The sequence below is a fragment of the Nocardiopsis codii genome, from assembly GCF_036327455.1.
Taxonomy (GTDB): Bacteria; Actinomycetota; Actinomycetes; order Streptosporangiales; family Streptosporangiaceae; genus Nocardiopsis; species Nocardiopsis codii.
Window position 1 is genome coordinate 1 of record NZ_JAUZMY010000059.1, and the last position, 22,412, is coordinate 22,412.

Consider the following 22,412-nt stretch of genomic DNA (forward strand, 5'->3'; position numbering starts at 1 on the left):
CCGGCAAGGACCCCTTCGAGGCAGCGGACACCAAACCCCTCGGCCTCGACAACGACCCCTACCTGCCAGGGATGAACGACGGCCCCCTCGCCGTCAACTTCCTCAACGCCATCGTCCCCGACAACCCCCTGGCAACCCCGCCCCCGGGCACCGACCAAACCACACCGAACACCAACCACAACGACAACCCCGCCAACACGAACGGGGTCGACCGCACCGCCCCCGAACCGCAGCAGCAGGACACCACGGCCCCCCTCACCGTGGCACCCCCGCTCGGCCAGGCGACCCCGCCGCCCACGGGCCCACAACCACCCGCGACCGCGCCGAACAACCCGACCGCCGACAGCAACCAGCGCCCCACCTCCTCGGAGCGGGACGGAGCAGGGCGCTCACCCCAGAGCACCGGCGACACCCCCACCCCGGACCCGTCCACCGACCGGCCGTCCGACGACGTACCCACCGCCGCCGAGAACGCACCCCCCGCCCCGGAGACCGCAACCACCGGCAACACCACCGAACGGGACAACCCGGGCAGCCCGACCGACGAACAGCAGGCCGACCCCGACACCGCACGCCCCCACGAGCAGCGGACAGAGTCGCAGGACGGCGCTCCTCCCCCGCCGCCCGCTTCCGAGGACGGCGCCGACCACCGCGACACCACCGTCAGGACGGAGAGCGAACAGCCTACGCAGCCCGAGGACAGCGGGCCCCCACCCGCCGACGACGGCTCCGGCGACCAGGACGCGCAGCGGCCCGACGGGCGGGACGAGGACACCTCCCGGGACGGCGACCGCCCCCGGGACAACGATGGGGAACAGGACGGCGACCGCCCCCGGGACAGCGATGGAGACCGGGACGGCGCTTCCCCCGCCGTGCCCGTCCCACCGCCCCTCATGACGCCCCCGCCCGGGCAGGTCACTCCACCACCCGCGCCCACCGCCGGGCAGGGGAACCCCTCCCCGCAGACCACACCGAACCGGATCACCACCGCCATCCGGATCGGGGAACTGGCCTCGGCCAGCATCAAGGACGCGATCAGCGGCTACCAACACGCCCAGGACCTGGTCAACCAGACCCGGGAAGCCGAAAGCCAGGGCCGCCCCGACGCCGACGACCTGCGCACCCGCGCCCACGAAGCACAGCGCGAGGCCAACGAGGCCTACCGCACCTACGACCACCTCGCCCAGATGCAGGCCGACCTGCTGCGCCCCGACGGCCCGACCACCGTCATGACCGTGGAGACCACCGGCGGCCCGAGCCGCGACACCGGCCCCGTCCCCCTCGGCGGAACCAGCAGGGACATCCCCCTGGGCCCCCTCAGCACCGATCCCCCTGTTCGTCCGGGCGATGGCCTCACCGGGAACACGCCGACGCAGCCGGACCGGAGCACCCAGGAGGGGACACCGCCCGAGGGGACCCCGCCGGAGGGCGCACCGCCACCCCGGCCTCTTCCGCCCCTCACCTACGACGGCGGCTTCATCCCCGACCGGAGCGGCACGAGCTACGACCTGGGCTACCTGACCACGTCCACCGTCCTCGGTCCGCACATGCTCTTCGCCGAGCACCTGCCCGGGTTCGTCAACGACGTCCTGACCAACACCCCGGGCATGCCCGCCCCCGCCCGGCAGAAGATCGTGGACGACGTCGTCGACATCCTCACCCGGGAAGGCCCCCGACCCTTCCTCCGCGAGGGCGGACACACCGTCAGCACCACCGACAACGGGCAGCGGTGGAGCGCCGACATCGACCTGCGCCCCGACGACGGCGACTTCTACCACCTCGGCACCAAGGCCGACAGCGGCGGCGGGGACTCCAAGTTCCTGCGGCTCAACGATGCCGGCCCCGGGGTGGACTCCAGCGAAGGCGGATCACGCGGCGCGGGCAAGACCGTCGGCGCCAAGTTCACGATGAGCCCCTTCTACGTGGGCAACGTCAGCGGTAGCGACGCCGGGCCGATCGCCGCTTTCGGCGGGCGCGGCGGCATGAGGGTCCGGGGCACCTCCGGATCGGCCTCGACCAGCTCCAACGCCGCCACCGGCATCGAACTGCTCGGCACCCCGAACCTCTACGTCGGCGACCTCCACATGAGGACCTCCGTCACCGGCCCCGGCCTCACCGCACCGCGCGTCCAGGAAGGCACCACCTACAACGGGCTCGCCATGAACCTGCCGGGCGAGGTCGTCCCCTCCGACGCCCCCCAGCACATCGTTCCCGACAACGGACCGACCGACGCCAACGGGAACCACCCGCCGGTCAACCGGCCGTTCATGGGCACCAGCCACCCGCTCGAGATCACACGATTCACCCCGGTCCCCCCAGCAACCGACGACGGGACCAGTGGCAACACCACGGGAACCACCGGCGACAACACCACGTCCGGCAACGGCGGGACCGACCGCAGCGGCGAAGGCGACACCACCGCCACGACGGGCGGCGGCCGGCCGGGGAAGGGCACCCTCGGCACCTGGCTCGCAGACCACTTCCTGGGCCCCCGCCCCGGTGGGGACCGGGGCAGCGGCCACACCCCCTCCAAGAAGGATCTGCTCAACAACGGGTACCGCGAGCGCATGGAGTCCACCTTCGACAACGACCGGGTGCAGCAGTACCTGCCGCAGATGTCCAACAGTTCGGCGCACATCCGGGTCGATATCCCCGGCAGCCCTTCCCGCATCATGCAGATGTGGTCGGTGTCCACCGAGTACAACCGCAAGGACTTCGCCCCCGGCCTGGCCGACTTCGTGCACAGCAACACCACGGTCAAGAGCGACTCCTCCACCGTCAAGCAGTCCACCGTGGCGGCCGGTTCGATCGGCGGCGGGTTCGGCATCTGGCTCCAGCTGCCCAACGGCAAGAGCATCCGGCTCGACGTGCCCTTCCTGGAGTACTCGGCGACGTTCGAGAAGAGCACCGGGACCACGCTGAACACCTCGGGCACGAGCAGCCACGTCGTGCACGCCCCCTCCGGCCACGCGGCCTACGACGTCAAACGCGACTTCTACGTCCACATCGGAGGCGAGCCGGGGCCGCACCGCTTCGAGGGCGACACCGTCGAGATGCTCACGATCGAGGACGCCCGCCTGCTCAACGGTGAACCGCCCAAGGTCCCGACCGACGGACCGGCCGCGCCGCCCCGGATCCCGTTCCCCAACCTCGCGGTGGACCACCCCACCGACCTGAGCGGGGCCACCGTGCGCGGGTTCGACCACGCTCCCCCGGCGGACAACGGCGGGACAACGGGAACCACCGGGAACAACAGCGGCGACAGCGACACCCCGACGCCTCCCTCACCCCAGCGCCCGTTCTACGACGACCTGGCGTACAACGTGCTCAGCGCCATCTCCGAGAAGCGCCCCGGCATGGTCATCCCGGACCTGGCGCGGACCGGCAAGGACTACGCCGTCCGCCCCAGCCGCATGGACCCGGACGGACCCATGCGCAGCTTCCGTGAGCGCTGGGGCCTGCGCCGCAACGCGGACGTGGCGCGGGAGAACAGCCTCAAGGTCATCAAGGCGCTCTCCGAGTCCGGTCTCAGGAGCGGTGCGTCCGACCTGCCCGGAAACGGCATCCCGGTCCGGCTCAAGGAATCCGCCGTCATCGACCCGACGATGCTCCTCAAGGACAAGGGCGGCCGCCCCGATGCAGTCACCGTGCGTGTCTACGGCGACTTCGATCGGCTGGTGCACAAGTTCGACACGACCGCCAGCGGCGGTGGCCGGTTCGGGGGCTCGGCCGGCATCACCACCACGAAGGGGTCGAGCGTCAACCACTCGCTCGGCCTCAACGTGGGCGGCAGCGTGCGCACCGACGAGGGCGCCGACGCACGCGGCGTCCCCCGGGTCTTGGGAAACCCCTCGGCCTCGCTGAACACGTCCCTGAACACGGGCAAGGGCTCCAGTCAGGGTCTCTCCCACAGCTCCGAGGAGACGGTGCTGTTCGGCGGGGACTCCGACGTGTGGACCTCCCACACCCGCTTCACCGCGCGGCTGTTCGAGCACGACGACATCGGGATGGCGCGCGACGACCGGCCCCAGCGCGAACACGGCACCCCGCTCCTGGGGGACGGGATGGACGCCCAGACCGTCCTCCTCACCCCCAAGATGCCCCCGATGGACTCGGACTCCCCGAACACCGTGTCCGACCCGGCGGGCACGACCCGCGACGGCGACACCGCCACCACCTCCGACGGGCGGGAGACGCGGGACACCCCCGGGACCACCACGGACACCCGGGGCGAGAGCTCCACGCAGACGGACACCGCCGGGAACACGGCGCCCGCCACGACCGGCGGTCGGCAACCGCTCACGCCCGAGCAGGCACGGGACATGATCGTCCGGAACTTCGTCCCGCGGACCGCCCCCGACGGTACGACGGGCGAGGGCCAGGACCAGGGAGGCCGATGGACCGTGATCCGGGACGGGGTCGCGCACACCTGGGGACGCCTGTTCGGCGGGGAAGCTCAGGTCGTCGTCCCGCCCCCGAACACCACCGCACCTCCCGCGGGCACCACCACGACGACAGGCACCGGCGACAACCAGGCCGTCGTCCTCATCCCATCGCCTCCCACCGGCGACACCACGAACCCCACCACCGGCACCGGCACCGGCACCGGCACCGGCGACAACCAAGCGCCTCCCACCGGCGATACCACCGCGTCCGGAGGCAACCAGAACAGGGACGGCGCCCCGGCTGACCGGCCCCAGCCGACCCTGAACCAGACCCGCGCCCGGGCGATCCGCCGCATCGGCGGCACCTTCGAGCACGTGAACACCCACTTCGACACCGGCAGCCGGGGCATGCGCGGGCTGCTGGAGGAGACCTACCGCACCTTCTCCGATCCGCGCAGCGGCCTCCACGACGGGTTCCGGCGCAAGCTAGAGTCGTACCTCTCCCAGTCGTCCGGGGGCGGGCGACAGTTCGAGAACCACCTGTCGGCGGAGGAACTCGCCACGAGCAAAAGCGCCACCACGCCGTCGGGATCCCGCATCCGCCAGGAGATGAGCGGCGGTTTCTGGTCACCGCACGACATCCGCGCCACCGTCGCCACCAAGGTCGAGATCGACACCGTCACCGACTTCCGCCCCGTCGACGCCCAGATGCGGTGGAACGGCGGCACCGAGGTGACCCTGTCCACCAAATCCTCCCTGACCGGCAGCGTCGGGCTCAAGTTCGGAGGGAGCGGCGGCCGCAACCCGAACCCGCACCCCACCGACGACTCCCTGCCCAACGAGGCCGTCCGACCGATCCCGCTGGTCGGCCCCTCCCTCACACGCACGTTCTTCTCCCGCGGCACCTCGCACACCGAGTCGACCGCGTTCACGTCGTCGGTGCTGTTCATCCCGAACACCACCAAGGCATACGCCTTCCGCGCCTCCGGCCACCTCACCCAGGCGATCGAGTTCGCGAAGAACTGGAGCATCGGCCCGCCCCTGAGCTGGAACACCCGGTTCCACGGGTGGACCGTTCCGGTCCAGAACCTGCTCTCGGGCTACGTGCACTCCCGCGACGCACAGCAGGCCGATCTGGTGATGGACCGGGCGACCCTCACCGACGGCAGCGTGGATCTGAGTCCGCAGCCCAACCCGAAGACGCCCGACACCGCGCACGTGCGCCCCGGGTTCGAGAACAACGGCAGGCAGGTCCAGCCCGCCGACCCCGAGGCCGCCATCCAGAACCTGGTGAACGACCTCGCCTCGAACGGGCTGGAACTGACGGGCGGCGGCCGGGAACTCCTGCTCCAGAAACTGACCACGCACCTGGGCCAGAACCCGGACTCCACCGTCCCGGTGCCGATCAAGGTCCGTGCGCTGGGGCCGGAGCCCGGGCCGGACTCGGGGCCGCGGCCGCAGCGCTGGAGCTCCCCGGGCAAGGTCTACGTGAACCTGACCAGGGACCCGAGCAACACCGACGTCTCCTACGTCGGGCAGTCCGGCTACTACATCGAGTCGCACACGTGGACGGCGACCGACGCGAACTCCCAGAGCAGGGGGACCGGAACGGCGGTGGGCGCGGACGGCGTGCTGCTGCAACCCATGCCCTTCGCCCGGGACGGCCAGGGGCCGGAGGAACAGCGGGACGACCGCCCTCTGTTCGGCCCCCCCGCAGGGGCGGTGTCCTCCTCCACCAGTGACGGGCGCTCCTCCGGGCAGTCCCAGGACGACGGCCGCACCGTCGAGCTGCACCTGAACACCCCGTACGCGAAGGTCCGCGCGGACACGACGCTGACCCTCACCCTCGAACTCGGTGAGCCCAAGGGCGGGGAGAACGGCAACCCGCCGCGGTCGACGTACACGGGTACCGCGGACAGCGGGCGGATCGAGACGATGTACCCGTTCGCGTACATGACCTTCGATTCTCCGGAGACCACCGTCACGGACGGCGGCACGCGGGGAACCGGCACCGACACGCTGTCGCCGCCCCCGGCCCCGACCATCACCACGTCCACAACCGGCACCGGGTCCACGGACGCCACCGGGTCCACCGGAACCGCACCGGGCGACCGGAACACCCCTCCGGCCCCGGAAGGCGACAACACCACCGGCGACCGGAGCCGAACCGACACGACCGGGAACGACCGCACCCCCGCCCCCCGGGAGGACGGCGGTACTACGACGCAGCGGCCCCGGGCCCCCATCTACGCGTCCGTGGCCGACGCGCTGCGCACGTGGACCGACAACGCGGGCCCCCGGCCCGGCACCGACACCGCCATCACCAAGCCGGCGATGGTGCAGGACGGCGGACAGGCGCTGCGCGACAAGGCCAACGTCGTCATCGCGCAGACCCTCGGCTGGCAGCCGCCCGCCGGCACCCCCGAGGGCGGGCAGCCCACCCGCGCCACCGCCGACGCCGCACGCGCCTACCTCGCCGACAACTACGGCCAGGACCCGGTCTACAACGAGATCGACCACGCCCTCAGTGACAGCGCCGTCAAGGCCGTGTACCCGTCGGCCTCGCGCAACGCCGACGGGGTGCAGTTCACGGACATCAGCCGCACCGAGTGGGGCGCCAAGGTCGTGCCGAGCAACCGCGGAGCGAAGATCCTGGACGCGATGCCGGGCAGCCAGCTCAGCGACTCCCGCACCCGGCCCCGGACGAACAGCGCCGGCGATTCCCACGGCGGGAGCCGGGGCCGCGGAGGAGAGTTCCGCCCGTCCGGGCTGACCACCGGGGGCCTGCCCTACGACGGGCACGAGGGCGCCTACACCGGGGCGGCGGGAGTGAACGCCAGCTCGTCCCACGGGGCAGAATCGGGCTCCAACCAAGGGGTCAAGGGCTACCAGGAGTCCGACCAGCTCCGCCAGGGGCCCGTCTACCTCGTGGAGTACGACGCCACCTGGGCGTTCGGGGCGGGCAGCAAGCTCAAGGCGCCCGCCGCCTTCCATTCGAACGACCCGAGCCTTTCGTCGACCCCGTTCTATTCCCGGCCCACGCGCTGGGGCGTGGACGACGTCACGGTCAGGATGGCCGGCTGGTACGCGGAGTCCGACGCGATCGCGATGGGCTTCCTCACGCCGGACCAGGCCAAGGACATGGCCCCCGTCATGGACCGGATCAACCAGGCGCGGGACGAGTTCTCCAAGGCGGAGGCCGCCTACGCCGACACCCGGGCCCCGCTGGAGGACCTGGCCGAGAACTACGCCGCCAACCCGGCCGACCGGAGCGCCGAGAGCGCCTACAACGCACAGGCGGACAAGTACGAACAGGCACTGTCCGACTTCAACGACCAGATCGACTCCCTGGTCGAGACCGTGAACAACACGCGCCCCACCCTGGGGGAGGCCGGGCAGGGGACGGACAGCGGCACCGTTCCCCCCGGGCGCACGACGAGCGGCGACGGGAACGACGGGACGACCCGCGCGCCGGCCACCGGGAACACCACCACCGCGACCGCTGGTACCAGCAACACGGTCGACACCTCCGGAACCACCACGTCCACCGGCGGGACACCCCCGCAGGTCACCGTGACCCCGCCGGACACGGCGCCCGCGCCCACGGGGCCGCGCCAGGATCTGAGTGACCGTTTCCGGTCGGAGCTGAACCTCCGTGCGCCGGAGTCCGACACCCCCGTACGGGATCCCGAAGCATCGGACTCGGACGGCATCCAGGAACAGAACACGAACACCGTGGACGCGCGGGTCCAGCGCGCCTCCGACGCCGCGGACACCGCGGTCCGGGAGGCCCGTGACGCACACGATGACGCGAACGGCCTCTCCACCACCCTGGACCGCGGCAACACCGACCTGCGTGACGGCCTCCGCCTCCTCACCGGCTCCGACAGCGCAGCACCCGCCCCCGCAACCGGAGGACGCGCGCCCGCGCCCGCGACCGGGACCGCACCCGTGCCCGGGACCGACGGCACCCCCGCACCGGGAGCGGTGCGGCAGGCACGGAACGCGCAGGTGGCGGCGGACACCGCATACGACAGCGCCACCGCCGCCAACACCGCCATCGCCACCACCCGCAACGGTGCCTCCACGACGGCGCCCGAGTCCAATAGCGACGCCTTCAACTCCCGGGTCACAACGGCCACCACAGCGGCCGACAACGCGGACACCGCCGCGACCAGCGCCCAGACCACCTCCGGCGAGCACGAGGACACCGTCGCCGGACTCATGGGGGAACTCAACGCGACCCCACCGCGGTACCAAGAGCTCAAAACCGCCGTGGACGGCCTGTCCGGACAGGACCGGTCAGCCGGCGGGGACCAGGCAGCCAGGGACGCACGCGACCGGGCCACCAGCCTGATCTCCGATCTGGAGGGCATCGCCCAGCGCGCCGACACCTCGCGGACGGAGGCGGAGACGGCGCGGACCGACGCCGAGAAGGCCTCGAAGAACGCCGGCACCGCGAAGACGACGGCCGACGGACTGGCCAAGCGCGCCGAGGCCCTCGGTACCTGGGCCGAGAAACTCAGCAACAGGGCCTCCGGTAACCGGGACTCCGCGGACCGGGCCGTCGAGGCCGCCAAGAACGCGGCGAACACGGCTCAGCGTGCCGCCGACGCGGCCGAGGACGCCCGCACTGCCGCGGACACGGCCACAGCCAGGGCCAACCAGGTGCAAGCGGGGGCCGCGGACGTCGCCAGGGACGCGGCGCAGGCCGAGACCGACGCCCGCGCGGCCCGCACCGCCGCGGACCTCGCAGCCCAGGCGGCCAAGAACGCCTCCCGCCCCTCCCCCGGCGAGCAGACGACGCCGAACACGACCGGAACGTCCAACCCGTCCCGGGGCGAGGGGTCGAGCGGCACCGGCCCCCGGGGGACGACGAACACCCGGGAGGACACCGCTCGCCGCAACGCGGAGGACGCGCGAGCGAGGGCCCAGCAGGCCCGGCAGACCGCCCGCGAAGCAGCGGAGCACGCGGCCCGAGCCGCCGAGGGCGCGCGGCAGTTGACCCAGCGGGCCGACCGCCTGCGCGACAGGGCGGACACCACCGCGCAGGATGCCGGAACGGCCGCCACCCGCGCGAAGGAAGCACAGAAGGTCGCCGAGACGGCCCGGGGCGCCGCCGAACGGATCGTGCAGGCCGCCGACAACGCCGCCGCTGACGCCCATAGCGCACACCAGGCCGCGCAGGAGGCCGCCCAGAAGGCGCAGGACGCGGCCGAGCGCGCGGCGACTGCCGCGGAGACCGCCGAGGAGGCCCGCGACGACGCCAAGACCATCGCCGACAACTCCCGGAAGCGCGCCGAAAGCGTACGGAAGCTGCTGGAGAAGATCCCGGCCGTGGAGTCGGTGAGGACGTCGTCCGGGGGCGACGGCGGCGACCGCTCCGACGGCGGCAACGAGGGCAGCAGCAACAACGACCGGTCCGGTGACAGGGACGCCTCCGACACCAGGCGCGACACCGGCGGCGAGGGCAGGGGCCGCGGAACGGACGGGAACGACGGCCGCTCCTCGCGCGGAGACGGCCGGGGCGGCCGCAACACCCACGACATCGTGGCCTTCCACATGACCGAGGGACCAGTCCGACCGGGGACCTCCTCCCCGCAGGCCGCGTCGAACAGGATGTCCGACGCCATCCGGATCGGGGAACTGGCCTCGGCCAGCATCAAGGACGCGATCAGCGGCTACCAGCACGCCCAGGACCTGGTCAGCCAGACCAGGGAGGCCGAAAGCCAGGGCCGCCCCGACGCCGACGACCTGCGCGCCCAGGCCTACGAGGCGCAGCGCGGGGCCAACGAGGCCTACCGCACCTACGACCGCCTCGCCCAGATGCAGGCCGACCTGCTGCACCCCGAGGGCCCCACCACCGTCATGGCCGTCCTGGAGACTACCGGCGGCCCGAGCCGCGACCGCGGTCCCGTGCCCCTCGGCGGAACCAGCAGTGACGTGCCGCTCGGCCCCCTCAGCTCGGACTCCACCGCCACCCGGGGCGAAAGTCCGACCGACAACCGGAACACCACCGAGGCAGAGGGCAGCAGGGACCAGAATCAGAGGGACCGGGACGGCCGCGGACCGAACACCCGCGGCGGGCCGGACCCCCAGAGCTCCCGCTCACCCTTCTCCTCGTTCATGGACCGCCGGCGGCCGGGGAACCCGCCGACGCAGCCGGACCGGAGCACCCAGGAGGGCGCACCGCCTCCCCCGCCGCCCCGGCCCCGCCCGCCCCTCACCTACGACGGCAGCTTCGTGCCGGACCGGAGCGGTCAGAGCTACGACCTGGGCTACCTGACCACGTCCACCGTCCTCGGTCCGCACATGCTCTTCGCCGAGCACCTGCCCGGGTTCGTCAACGACGTCCTGACCAGCACGCCGGGCATGCCCGGCCCCGCCCGGCAGGGGATCGTGGACAGTGTGGTCGACATCCTCACCACTGAGGGACCGCGCCCCTTCCTGCGCGAGGGCGGACGCACCGTCAGCACCACCCACAACGGGCAGCGGTGGAGCGCCGACATCGATCTGCGCGCCGAGGACGGCGACTTCTACCACCTCGACACCAAGGCCGACAGCGGCGGCGGGGACTCCAAGTTCCTGCGGCTCAACGACGCCGGCCCCGGGGTGAACTCCAGCGAAGGCGGATCACGCGGCGCGGGCAAGACCGTCGGCGCCAAGTTCACGATGAGCCCCTTCTACGTCGGGGACGTCAGCGGGAACAACGCCGGGCCGATCGCGTCCATCGGCGGGCGCGGCGGCATGAAGGTCCGGGGCACCTCCGGGTCCGCCTCGACCAGCAACAACGCCGCCACCGGCATCGAACTGCTCGGCACCCCGAACCTCTACTTCGGCGACCTGCACATGAGGGCCTCCGTCACCGGACCGGGCCTGACCGCACCGCGCGTCCAGGAGGGGACCGCGTACAACGGGCTCGCCATGAACCTGCCGGGCGAGGCGGTCTCCTCCTCTGACGCACCCCAGCGCATCGTGCCCGACAACGGTCCGGCGGACGCGAACGGCCACCACCAGCCGGTGAACCGGCCTGGCATCGGTACCGGCCACCCGCTCGAGATCACCCGCTTCTCCCCGGTCGCCCCGCCCCCCGCTCCGGCATCAGGCGGCGGTACCGGTGGCAACACCACGGTCAACACCACGTCCGACGACGGTCGGACCGGCCGCAGCGGCGGAGGCGACCGCGATGACGGCACCACCGTGACGACGAGCGGCGGCGGCCGGCCGGGGAAGGGCACCCTCGGCACCTGGCTCGCCGACCACCTCCTGGGCCCCCGCCGGGGCGGGGACCCAGGCACCGGCCACGCCCCCTCCCGGCAGGAGCGGCGCGACAACGCGTACCGCGAGCGCATCGAGTCCACCTTCGACAACGACCGGGTCCAGCAGTACCTGCCGCAGATGTCCAACAGCTCCGCGCACATCCGGATCGTGTTCCCCGACGACAGAGTCCAGACCATGCGGATGTGGTCGGTGTCCACCGAGTACAACCGCAAGGACTTCGCCCCCGGCCTGGCCGACTTCGTGCACAGCAACACCACGGTCAAGAGCGACTCCTCCACCGTCAAGCACTCCACCGTGGCCTCCGGCTCCATCGGCGGCGGGTTCGGCATCTGGCTCGAACTGCCCAACGGCAGGAGCATCCGGCTCGACGTGCCCTTCCTGGAGTACTCGGCGACGTTCGAGAAGAGCACGGGCACCACCCTGAACACCTCGGGAACGACCAGCCACGTCGTGCACGCCCCCTCCGGCCACGCGGCCTACGACGTCAAACGCGACTTCTACGTCCACATCGGAGGCGAGCCGGGGCCGCACCGCTTCGAGGGCGACACCGTCGAGATGCTCACGATCGAGGACGCCCGCCAGCTCAACGGTGAACCGCCCAAGGTCCCGACCACGGCCGGAGAACAGAGCGCGCCGCCCCCGCTCCCGTTCCCGAACCTCGCGGTGGACCACCCCACCAACCTGAGCGGGGCCACCGTACTCGGGTTCAGCCACGCTCCCCCCGCCGCTCCGGTCGACAACGGCGGGACGACGGGAACCGCCGGGACCTCCAACACCACCGAGACCACAGGAACCACGAACAACGGCGACTCGGGGACCACGAACACGACGGGAACCACGGGGAACAACGACGGCGACACCCCGGCGCCTCGCTCACCACAGCACCCGTTCTACGACGACCTGGCGTACAACGTCCTCAGCGCCATCTCCGAGAAGCACCCCGGCATGGTCATCCCGGACCTGGCGCGGACCGGCAAGGACTACGCCGTCCGCCCCAGCCGCATGGACCCGGACGGACCCATGCGCAGCTTCCGTGAACGCTGGGGCCTGCGCCGCAACGCGGACGTGGCACGCACGAACACCCTCAAGGTCATCAACGCGCTCTCCGAGTCCGGTCTCAAGAGCGGCGCACGCGACCTGCCCGGAAACGGCATCCCGGTCCGCCTCAAGGAAACCGCCGTGATCGACCTGACGACGCTCGGCAAGGACAAGGGCCTGCGCCCCGACCACGTGACCCTGCGCGTCTACGGGGACTTCGACCGCCCCGTGCACAAGTTCGACACGACCGCCAGCGGCGGTGGCCGGTTCGGGGGCTCGGCCGGGATCACCACCACGAAGGGGTCGAGCGTCAACCACTCGCTCAGCGTCAACACGGGCGGAGGCGTGCGCAACGACGCCGCCGCCGACGCGCGCGGCGTCCCCGGGCAGCTGGGAAACCCGTTGATCGGGCTGCTCTCCTCCTTGGGCTTCAGCAAGGAATACGTTCAGAGCCTCTCCCACAGCTCCGAGGAGACGGTGCTGTTCGGCGGGGACTCCGACGTGTGGACGTCCAATACCCGCTTCACCGCGCGGCTGTTCGAGCACGACGACATCGGCATGACGCGCGACGGCCGGCCCCAGCGCGAACACGGCACCCCGCTCCTGGGGAAGGGGGTGGACACACAGGCGGTCTTCCTCACCCCCAAAATGCCCCCGATGGACTCCGACTCCCCGGCCACCGGGGCAAACCCGACGGGCACGACCGGGGGTCGGCAACGACTCACGCCCGAGCAGGCACGGGACGTGCTCGTCCGGGGCTTCCTCCCGCAGACCACTCCCGGGGGCACTCCGGCCAACGACCGGGGAGGCCGGTGGACCGTCATCCAGGACGGGGTCGTCCACGCCTGGGGGCGCCTGTTCGGCAGTGGTACCGAGAGCCTCACCCCTCCCCAGAACACCACTGCGCCCCCCACGACCACCACCACGACCAACCCGACCGGCACCGACAACAACCAGGCGGTGATCCTCACACCACCGCCTGCCCCCGGCGGCACCACCACGACCACCACCGGAACGACGCCGCAGACCGCCCCGCCCGCAGGCGAGCGGAGCGGCGACGGCGCCCCCGCCAACCGGCCCCAGCAGGGTCCGCCGACCCTGGACCAGACCCGCGCCCGGGCGATCCGCCGCATCGGCGGCACCTTCGAGCACGTGAACACCCACTTCGACACCGGCAGCCGGGGCATGCGCGGGCTGCTGGAGGAGACCTACCGCACCTTCTCCGATCCGCGCAGCGGCCTCCACGACGGGTTCCGGCGCAAGCTAGAGTCGTTCCTCTCCCAGTCGTCCGGGAACGGTCTGCGGATCGAGAACCACCTGTCGGCGGAAGCACTCGCCGGGAGCAAGAGCGCGACCACCCCGTGGGGCTCCCGCATCCGCCAGGAGATGAGCGGCGGTTTCTGGTCACCGCACGACATCCGCGCCACCATCGCCACCAAGGTCGAGACCGACGCCGTCACCGACTTCCGCCCCGTCGACGCCCAGATGCGGTGGGGCGGCAGCAGCGAGACGTCTTTGTCCACCGGCACCTCCCTGACCGGCAGCGTCGGCCTCAAGTTCGGGGGGAGCGGAGGCCGCAACCCGAACCCGACGGCCTCCGACGGCTCCCTGCCCAACGAGGCCGTCCGACCGATCCCGCTGGTCGGCCCCTCCCTGACCCGCACGTTCTTCTCCCGCGGCACCTCGCACACCCAGTCGACCGCGTTCACGTCGTCGGTGCTGTTCATCCCCAACGACACCAAGGCGTACGCCTTCCGCGCCTCCGGCCACCTCACCCAGGCGATCGAGTTCCTGAAGAACTGGAGCATCGGCCCGCCCCTGACCTGGCAGAACCTCCAACACGGGTGGACCGCTCCCGTCAGGGACCTGCTCTCGGGCTTCGTGCACTCCCGCGACGCCCAGCAGGAAGGGCTGGTGATGGACCGGGCGACCCCGAAACGGAGCGGGACGGGTGTGGACCTGAGTCCGCAGCCCAACCCGAAGACGCCCGACCACGCACGGGTGCGCCCCGGGTTCGAGGACAACGGCAGGCAGCTCGAACCCGCCGACCCCGGGGCCGCCATCCAGGACCTGGTGAACGACCTCGCCAGGAACGGGCTGGAGCTGACGCGCGGCGGCCGTGAGCTCCTGCTCCAGGAACTGACCACGCACCTGGGCCAGAACCCGGACTCCACCGTGCCGGTGCCCGTCGAGGTCCGCGCGCTGGGACCGGAGCCCGGGCCGGACTCGGGGCCGCGGCCGCAGCGCTGGAGCTCCCCGGCGAAGGTCTACGTGAACCTGACCAGGGACCCGGGCAACACCGACGTCTCCTACGTCGGCCAGTCCGGCTACTACATCGAGTCGCACACGTGGAAGGCGACCGACGCGCACTCGCAGAACAAGGGAACCGGAACGTCGGCGAGTCTGGACGGGGTGGCACTGGTCCCTCCTCCCTACCCCCAGGACGACCAGGGAGCGGACGGACAACCGGGCGACCGCGCGCTGTTCACCTCGCCTGCCGGCGGGGTGTCCTCCTCCACCAGCGACGGGCGCTCCTCCGGGCAGTCCCAGGACGACGCCCGCACCGTCGAACTGCACCTGAACACCCCCCACGCGAAGGTCGTCGCGGACACGACCCTGACTCTCACCCTCGAACTCGGCAAGCCCAAGGGCGGGGAGAACGGCAACCCGCCGCGGTCGACGTACACCGGCGCCGCGGACAGCGGACGGGTGACGACGCTGTACCCGTTCGCGTACATGACCTTCGATCCCCCGGAGACGACCACCACGGACGGCGGCACGCGTGGAACCGGCACCGACCAGCCGGCACCGCCTGCGGCCCCGGCCATCACCACGTCCACGGACGGCACCGGCTCCACGGGGACCGCGCCGGCCGACCGGAACACACTCCCTGCCCCGGAAGGCGACCGCACCCCCGCCCCTCCGGCGAACAACGGCACGACACGGCGGCCCGCGGCCCCGGTCTACGCGACCGTGTCCGACGCGTTGCGCACGTGGACCGACAACGCGGGCCCCCGGCCGGGCAGCGGCTCCTCCCTCTCACTACCGGTCAGGGTGGAGAACCACGGACAGGCGCTGCGCGACAAGGCCAACGTCGTCATCGCGCAGACCCTCGGCTGGCAGCCGCCCGCCGGCACCCCCGAGGGGGAGCAGCCCACCCGCGCCACCGCCGACGCCGCACGCGCCTACCTCGCCGACGCCTACGGCCAGGACCCGGTCTACAACGAGATCGACCACGCCCTCAGCGACAAGGCCATCAAGGCGCTGGACCCCTCGGCCTCCCGCAACCCCACCGGGGTGAAGCTCACGAAAATCGGCCGCACCGAGTGGGGCGCCAAGGTCGTGCCGAGCAACCGCGGGGCGAAGATCCTGGACGCGCTTCCGGGCAGTCAGCTCAGCGACTCCCGTGTACAGTCCCGGACGAACAGCGCCGGCGACTCCCACGGCGGGAGCCGGGGCCGCGGAGGAGAGTTCCGCCCGGCAGGACTGAGCACCGACACCGAAGGCATCCGCTACGACGGGCACGAGGGAATCTACACCGGTGCGGCGGGCGGAAACACCAGCTCGTCCCACGGGGCCGAACGGGGCTCCAACCAGGCGGTCAAGGGCTACCAGGAGTCCGACCAGCTCCGCCAGGGGCCCGTCTACCTCGTGGAACACGACGCCACCTGGGCGTTCGCCGCGGGCAGCAAGCTCAGGGCGCCCGGCGCCTTCCACCCGAACGACCCGAGCCTGCCGCGGACCCCGTTCCACTCCCGGCCCACCCGCTGGACCGTGGACCACGCCACGATCCGGACGGCCAAGTGGTACGCGGAGTCCGACGCGATCGCGATGGGCTTCCTCACGCCGGACCAGGCCAAGGACATGGCCCCCGTCATGGACCGGATCAACCGGGCGCGGGACGAGTTCGGCAAGGCGGAGGCCACGTACGCCGACACCCGGGCCCCGCTGGAGGGCCTGGCCGAGAACTACGCCGCCAACCCGGCCGACCGAAGCGCCGAGAGCGCCTACAACGCCAAGGCGGCCGATTACCAACGCGCGCTGGCGGACTTCAACGATCAGATCGACTCCCTGGTCGAGACCGTGAACGGCGCGCGCACCACCCTGGGGGAGGCCGGGCAGGGGACGGACAGCGGCACCATTCCCCCGAAGCGTCCGGTGAGCGGCGAGGGAAACAGAGGAACGACCCGCGTACCGGCCACCGGCAACACCGGAACCACGGGCGGCACCACAGGGACCACGACCACTGTCGGGCCCCCCGCTCCCGCTGGAGCCCTTCAGGTCGGAACCGCGACCACCGACGGGGCACCCCCACAGGTCACCGCGCCCCCACCGGCCCCGGCGCCCGCGGGGCCGCGCCAGGAGCTGGGTGACCGCGTCCGGTCGGAGCTGAACCTCGGTGCTCCGGCGTCCGAGACCCCCGTCCGGGAAACCGGCGCGTCGGACACCGGCGGCGAGAGCTCGGTCAACCGGGCCTGGGACGCCGTGGACACACGGGTCGAACACGCCTCCGACGCCGCGGACACCGCGGTCCGGGAGGCCCGTGACGCACGCGATGGCGCGAACGGCCTCTCCGCCACCCTGGACCGCGGCAACACCGACCTGAGCAACGGCCTCCGCCTCCTCACCGGCTCCGACAGCGCAGCACCCGCCCCCGGAACCGGAGGCCGAGCACCCGCACCCGAGACCGGGACCGACGGCACCGCGTCACCGGGGGCGGTGCGGCAGGCACGCGACGCACAGGAAGCAGCCGACACCGCACACGACAGCGCCACCGCCGCCGACAACGACATCACCGCAGCCCAAGAGGAAGCCTCCACGACGCGGCCCGAGCCCGATCGCAAAGCCTTCAACGCCCGGGTCACGACGGCCACCACAGCGGCCGACAACGCGGACACCGCCGCGACCAGCGCCCAGACCACCGCGAAGAAGCACGAGGCCACCGTCGCCGGGCTCACCAGGGAGCTCAACGCGACCCCGCCGCGGTACCAGGAGCTCCGCACCGCCGTCAACGGTCTGACCGGACAGGGCCGGACCGCCCAGGACGCGCGCGACCAGGCCAACAGCCTGATCACCGACCTGGAGGGCATCGCCCAGCGCGCCGACACCGCGCAGAAAGCAGCGGAGAAGGCGCAGACCGACGCCGAGAAGGCCTCGAAGAACGCCAGCACCGCGAAGACGACAGCCGACACGATGGCCACGGACGCCACGACCCTGCGGACCTGGGCCGAGGCACTCAGCGCCACGGCCTCCGGCCACCGGGATTCCGCGGACCGGGCCGTCGAGGCCGCCAAGAACGCGGCGAACGCGGCTCAGCGTGCCGCCGACGCGGCCAAGGACGCCCGCACCGCCGCGGACGCGGCGACGACCAGAGCCCGCCAGGTGCAAGCGGGTGCCGCGGACGTCGCCCGGGACGCCGCGAAGGCCGAGGCCGACGCCCGGTCGGCCCGCACCGCCGCGGACCTCGCAGCCCAGGCGGCCAAGAACGCCTCCCGCCCCTCCCCCGGCGGGCAGACGACGCCGAACACGACCGACATCAGCGGGGGGACGACGAACCCGCCGGTCAGGACACCCGGCGACACGGGAACGCAGACCGCGCCGAACACGACCGGCAACAGCAGGGGGACGACGAACACCCGGGAGGACACCGCTCACCGCAACACGGAGGACGCGCGGGCGAGAGCCCAGGACGCCCGGCGGACCGCCCGCGAAACGGCGGAGCACGCGGCCCGGGCCGCCGAGCACGCGGAGCAGTTGGCCCAGCGGGCCGACCGCCTGCGCGAGAGGGCGGACACCACCGCGCACGATGCCGAGAACGCCGCCGCACGCGCAGAGGAGGCGCGGGAGCTCGCCCAGGACGCACGGGACACCGCCGATGAGACCGTGACCGCCGCCGACAAGGCCGCCGCCGACGCCCGCCGCGCACACCAGAGCGCGCAGGAGGCCGCCACGAAGGCGACGGCCGCGGACGGGATCGCGAAGAAGGCCGCGGAGACGGCCGAGGAGGCCGGCGACGACGCCGAGACCATCGCCGAGAACGCCCGGGAGGGCGTCGACCACGTGCGGAAGCTGCTGGAGAAGATCACCCCAGCCGTGGAACCGGGGAGGACGTCGTCCGAGGGGACGAAGACCGAGTCCGCCCCGTCCCGGGAACAGCCCGAGAACGAGAACGGGGAGACGTCGGAGGACGGGGACGACTCCGATGACGGGGAGACGTCGGAGGACGGAGACGACTCCGATGACGGGAACGACTCCGATGACGGAGACGATTCCGGGGACACCCCCGGGAATGACCGGAAGAAGGACGACGACAAGGACGGCAGCCGGGACAAGGACGGTTCGGGCAACAGCGGCGACCGCTCCAACCGCGGAGGCGACCGGTCCGGCAGCGACAACGGCGGCCGGTCCGATGGCAGGGACGGCCCCGACACCAGGCGCGACACCGGGGGCGAGGGCAAGGGCCGCGGAACGGACGGGGACGGCGGCCGCTCCTCGCGCGGAGACGGTCGAGGGGGCCGCACCACCCACGACAGCGGCGACCCGGCCCAGCGCGACACCGACTCGGACACCGAACCGGTCCCGGACCTGGACTCCGGCTCGGACGACAGCGACGACGGCATGTCCCTGTACGACTACCCCGACACACCGGTACAGGAGCCCCGGCGCTCGCCGTTCGACGAACCGCGGTTCACACCCCTGGGGGACCGGGACGACCACGCCCTGGACCCCAAACGCCCGGGCTACGGAAGCGACTTCCTCAGCTTCCTCGACCCCAAATCCCAGGACGCCCCCTTCGGCCTCCTGAACTCCGGTTTCGGAGACGACAACCCCCTGCCCAGCTCGCTGACCGATATCGTGGCCTACCCCATGACCGAGGGCCCGGGCCAGCGGGGGAACACAACAGCAGACGGGGAGAACAACCAGCCTCCGGCGAGCGTTTCCACCAGCCCCCGTAGTAACGACCAGCCGATCGCGGACACATCCGGCTCCACAGGCCGAGGCCGCGACCAACAGCCAGGTGGACGCGGCGACGGCCCGAACGACGACCGTTCCCGGGACGTAGACGAGAACCGGTCCGGTGACGGCCCGTTCCGGACCGACGACGGCGAGCGGCCGGGCGGGCAGAGGAACCCTTCCTCCCAGGCCGGGTCGGACAGCATCACCACCGCCGACACCCCCGCGCAGCCACCCACAACGCCGCCCCACCAGGACATCAGCGAACTGTTCAGCAGCGCGCTCAACCCCCCGCCCGCGGCACAGGCGCCCCGCACCCGGCAATCCGACCAGGACCGCACCGACGACCCCGCCGACAACCTGGACAACGACTTCTACGACCCTGCGCCGGCCGAGCCCACCCAGCTACAGGCCCCCGCCGACCCCGACGACCCCTGGAACGGCAACCCGCCGACCAGACCCGACCTGAGCGCGCTCATCGCCGCCGACAAGAAGAACGACGACCAGCCCTCGACAACCGAGGACGTCATCGCCGACCTCACCTACCGCTACCGGGTCGAAGACATCGGGCACCACACCCCCCAGGACGCACAGACCCAGGTCTTCATGGCCGGCCATCACCGGCGCCGCCACGACCGCCGCTCGGAGGCCGCCCCCTCCGAGCAGTACACGGACACGAACGACTACGACGCCGCCCAAACCCCAGGCTCGGCCTACCCCCCCGGAACACAGTTCTCCCAGTACCCCACAGCGCCCCAGTACACACAGGCCCCCACCACGCAGCAGTACTCCCAGGACCCCACCGCGGCCTACGACCAGCAGCCCGCTTCACCCGAGGAGACCGCGCAGGACCAGGACGGGCGGATGGAGACGCTCATACTGTGGAACGGGACCTTCGCCGGCATCCAGGACCTCGTCACCGCCACCGGATCCGACGTGGTGGGACAGGAAGGACTCGTCGAAGACGGCTCCGACGGCACCACCACGCTCATGAGCTTCGAGAACGGCACACAGGCGGTCTACAAGGACACCGAGGACACCACCTCCGCCCGCGCACGCGCCGACGCCGAACAACTCGGCTCGCTGGTGGGCCGCGCCATCGGCGCCAACGTCCCCGGTGTCCTGCGCATCGGCGAGTTCGAGCTGTTCATGCACTACATGAACGGCGTCTCCGGGTTCACCCACCTGGACAACCCGCGATCCCCGCTCCTGAACACCCGGGACGGACACGTGCTGGGCCTGCTGGACCTGCTGATCGCCAACGGCGACCGCAACCCGGGCAACTGGCTGGACCAGGGCAACGGGAACGTCGCGGGCATCGACCACGGCAAGGCCTGGTTCAAGTACGAGCACACACCCGAAGACCCCACCGACCTCGACGGATTGGCCTACACCAACGGCATGCGGCCCTTCTACGACTTCGACGCCAACGCATGGATCGCCAACCCGCTGACCCAGGCCGACATCCGGTTCCTGCGTACCCGGCTCGACCGACTCCACGACGAGTTCGCCCGCCTGAGCCGGTCCGACTGGTTCGACGAGATGATGGCACGCTTGGACATGCTGGCCCACAACGCACGGGGAACCACCAGCCTCTTCCCGAGGAGCAGCCGATGACCCGCGTGCTCTACGCCCAGGACCGCCGCACACAGCGGACACGACCTTTTCTGACACTGCACGACGACGGCACCCTCACCGGCCACGACCCCGCAACAGCCGACGCGATCCCCCGCCTGCGCACCACACGCGGCTGGTCCAACGAACAGATATTCCACGACTGCGCCGCACAGTCCAACGCCTACGTTCGCTACTTCGAAGATCCGGAGTGACCCCGGCCGGGCCTCTCGTCAGCGCGCGACACCCCGGAGCCCCTCTCACCGCAGCGCTCGTTCCATGACGACCTGGCGTACCGCGTGCTCAGCGCCATCGCCGAGAAGCACCGGCCCCCACCCGCCTCGCCCGCGCCCCCACACCGACGAACAACACCCCGCGCCCTGGCTCTGAGAAGTGCACGACGGGACCTCCCCCTCCCGTTCGAGACCACAGGGAACGCGATTCTCCTCGAAGACGCACTTCTCCCTTTTCCCTTCGGCTCATACGCCCGAGCCCGCCCCCGGCGACATAAAGGCGTATCGCGCGAAACGCAGAAGCGAATTCTCGACGAACGGGAACTGAACGTCCGCCTGCCGACATACGGCCGCCGTTCGGACGCCTCCACACGAGCAGTTCCTTCCGCTGCCGCCTCCCCAGGAGCCCGAGCGACTCTTTCGCGGACGCTGTGGCCGGCGCCCGGCCGACAGCGATTCAGCCGAGGCCCCACCTTGCCGCCCGCCCTCACCAGGCATCCGCCCGGCCGCCGGACGGACCCTCCGGCGCGAGGGAAACGGGAAAAGAATATCCGGTTCGGCCCAGGAAAACCGTTGCGGAAATACTCGGCGCGCCAACCAGGTGGAACCTGTTCCAGAAAAACCCCACCGCTTCCGAAGCGCACCCGTGACCTTCGGCAATTCACCGGAGGAAGCTTGGACAAGGTTGCCGGTCCAGCGAATGAATCACCGATAAGCGCGGATTATCCGGTGTTACGTTCGTGGCCGCGTGGCGGCGCCAGGGGCAGAGGAAGGAGGGATCGGGTATGGCGTTGGACCCGAACATGTCCGACTCCTCACGCAACGCGATCAAGGTCCTCACCGGCATCGAGGTCCCCAATGTCAGCCTCGCCAACCTCGGCCGCGCCTCCGAGGTCTACGCCACCCT

2 protein-coding genes are annotated in these 22,412 nt (G+C 71.7%); both read left to right on the top strand.

What is annotated here, in order from left to right:
- The first annotated feature begins 71 nt into the window (after window positions 1-71).
- Window positions 72-21,275 carry a hypothetical protein gene (locus Q8791_RS31055; RefSeq protein ID WP_330095421.1) on the top strand — a complete coding sequence of 7,068 codons (21,204 nt, stop codon included), beginning with the start codon at window positions 72-74 and terminating at the stop codon, window positions 21,273-21,275.
- Window positions 21,272-21,487: a hypothetical protein gene (locus Q8791_RS31060; protein ID WP_330095422.1), complete on the top strand. Its 216-nt coding sequence runs from the start codon at window positions 21,272-21,274 to the stop codon at window positions 21,485-21,487. Before Q8791_RS31055 ends, Q8791_RS31060 begins: the two co-directional genes overlap by 4 nt.
- The last annotated feature ends 925 nt before the right edge of the window (window positions 21,488-22,412 follow it).